1 protein-coding gene is annotated in these 2,214 nt (G+C 73.5%); it reads left to right on the top strand.

Annotation, left to right across the window (positions count from 1 at the left end; translation table 11 throughout):
* Positions 1-2,092: 3'-5' exonuclease (locus C662_RS19430; protein ID WP_002934412.1), on the top strand; the 2,092-nt coding region annotated here is incomplete at its 5' end.
* Between the last annotated feature and the right edge of the window lie 122 nt (positions 2,093-2,214).

Genomic DNA, 2,214 nt, shown 5'->3' with positions numbered 1-2,214 from the left:
GGCCGGGCGCATCCGCATCGGCGAGCGCCCGCTCGCGCCAGCCGACATCGCCGTGCTGGTGCGCAGCCACAGCCAGGGCGCGCGCATGCGCCAGGCGCTGGCGGCGGCGGGCGTGGGCAGCGTCGAGCTGTCGCAGGCCAGCGTGTTCCACACCGAGGACGCGGAGGAACTCGAGCGCGTGCTGCTGGCGATCGCCGAGCCCGGGCGTGAACGCCGCGTGCTCGCCGCGCTCGCCACCTCGGCGATGGGGCATGACGCGGCCGCGCTCGCCCGCCTGGCGGCCGACGAGGCGGCGCTGCTCGCTCGCCTGGAGGCGTTTGCGCGCTGGCGCGAGCTGTGGCTGGCGCGTGGCTTCGGCGTCATGCTGCGGCAGTGGATGAGCGATGCCGGTGTCGCCGCCCGCCTGCTCGCGCGCGCCGACGGCGAGCGCCGCCTCACCAACCTGATGCACCTGGCCGAGCTGCTGCAGCAATCCGCCGGCCAGGCTTCGCCGGAGGTGCTGTTGCGCAGTCTCGCCAGCCGCCGAGCCGATGCGCGCGGCGGCGAGGCGGCCCAGCTGCGCCTGGAGTCGGACCGCAACCTGGTACAGATCGTTACCGTGCATCGCGCCAAGGGCCTGGAGTACGGCATCGTGTTCTGTCCCTTCCTGTTCGACGGCTACAGCCGCAACGGCAGCGAAGGGCCGATGCGCGCCTGGCATGACGACGACGGCGAACTGGTGCTCGACTACCGCGCCGACCCCGCCGATGCCAAGGAGATCGCCACCCGCCTGCGCCGCGAGCGCCAGGCCGAGGACCTGCGCCTGATCTACGTCGCGCTCACCCGTGCCGTGCAGCGCTGCTACCTGGTGGTGGGCAGCTATGCGACCTCGAGTTTTGGCCGCATCAGTCACGGCGAGGGCGGGCGCAGTCTGCTCAACTGGATGGTGGCCGGCGTCGGCATGAGCCCGGCGCAGTGGGACGCCCACAAGCGGAGCCCGGCCGACATCGACGCGCAGTGGCGCGCGCTGGTGGCCGCGGCGAAACACGAAGGCAGGCCGGTGATGCGCCTGGACGACCTGCCCAGCGGCGAGGCCGGGGCGCTCGCCATGCCGTCCGGCGCCACCCAGCGTCCGCGCGCCCAGCGTCCGCCGCAGGTGGGCGCGGGCTGGCGCATCGGCAGCTTCAGCGCGCTGATCTCGGGTGCGGTACATGAGCAGGCAGCGCGCGACCACGATGCCCGCGCGCTGCCTGCGTCCGCACCGGAGGCGGCAGCGGGGAGCGAGGTGGCGCCCGGCCAGCCCATCCCCGCCGACGACATCCTGCGCTTCCCGCGTGGCCCGGTGGCAGGCGACTGCCTGCACGCGGTGTTCGAGGCCATCGATTTCTGCGACCCGAGCGGCTGGGAGGCGGCCATCGCCGCCGCGCTGCAGGCGCACCCGCAGCGCCCGCCCGCCACCTTGGGCGAGCGCGAGCGTGCGCTCGAGACCGTGCGCCAGCCGCAGCGCCTGCGGCGCATGCTCGACGACGTGCTTGCCACGCCGCTGCTGGGGGCGACGGCGGGCGCAGGCGCTGCGCTGCGCCTGGATGGGGTCACTGCCGCCCGCCGCCGCGTCGAGCTCGGCTTCCACCTGCCTGCGCCTGTGCTCGGCGCGGCGCAGCTCAACGCCTGGCTGGCCGCGCGCGGCTACCGTGTGCCACGGCTGGACTTCAAGGACCTCGCCGGCTACCTCAAGGGCTACATTGACCTCGTGTTCGAACACGACGGCCGCTACTGGGTGCTCGACTGGAAGTCCAACCATCTCGGCGACACGCCGCAGGACTACGCGCCCGCACGCCTGGAGGCCGCGATGCAGGCCCATGGCTACCACCTGCAGCACCTGCTCTACACCCTGGCGTTGCACCGCCACCTGCAGCGCAGCCTGCCTGGCTACGACTATGCGCACCATTTCGGCGGCGTGCTCTATCTGTTCGTACGCGGCGTGCGTCCGCACTGGCAGCTCGACGGCCAGCCCTGCGGCGTATTCCACCACCGTGCGGCAGAGGCCGACATCCTCGCCCTCGACCGCCTCGTCGCCGCGGCGCCCACCCCATCCGAGGTGATCGAGGCATGACAACGACGGCATCCACTGCGCTCCGCTTCGACAGCCTGCCGCCGGCCGAGCTCGACCTCGCCGACGGCTTCGCCCGCCACCTGCTCGACTGGGCCGCCAGCCTCGGCGCGCCGGCGGCGAGC

The organism is Thauera sp. 28, assembly GCF_000310145.2.
Classification (GTDB): Bacteria; Pseudomonadota; Gammaproteobacteria; order Burkholderiales; family Rhodocyclaceae; genus Thauera; species Thauera mechernichensis.
The sequence above is the reverse complement of the archived record's forward strand: the minus strand, read 5'-3'. Positions and strand labels throughout refer to the sequence as shown.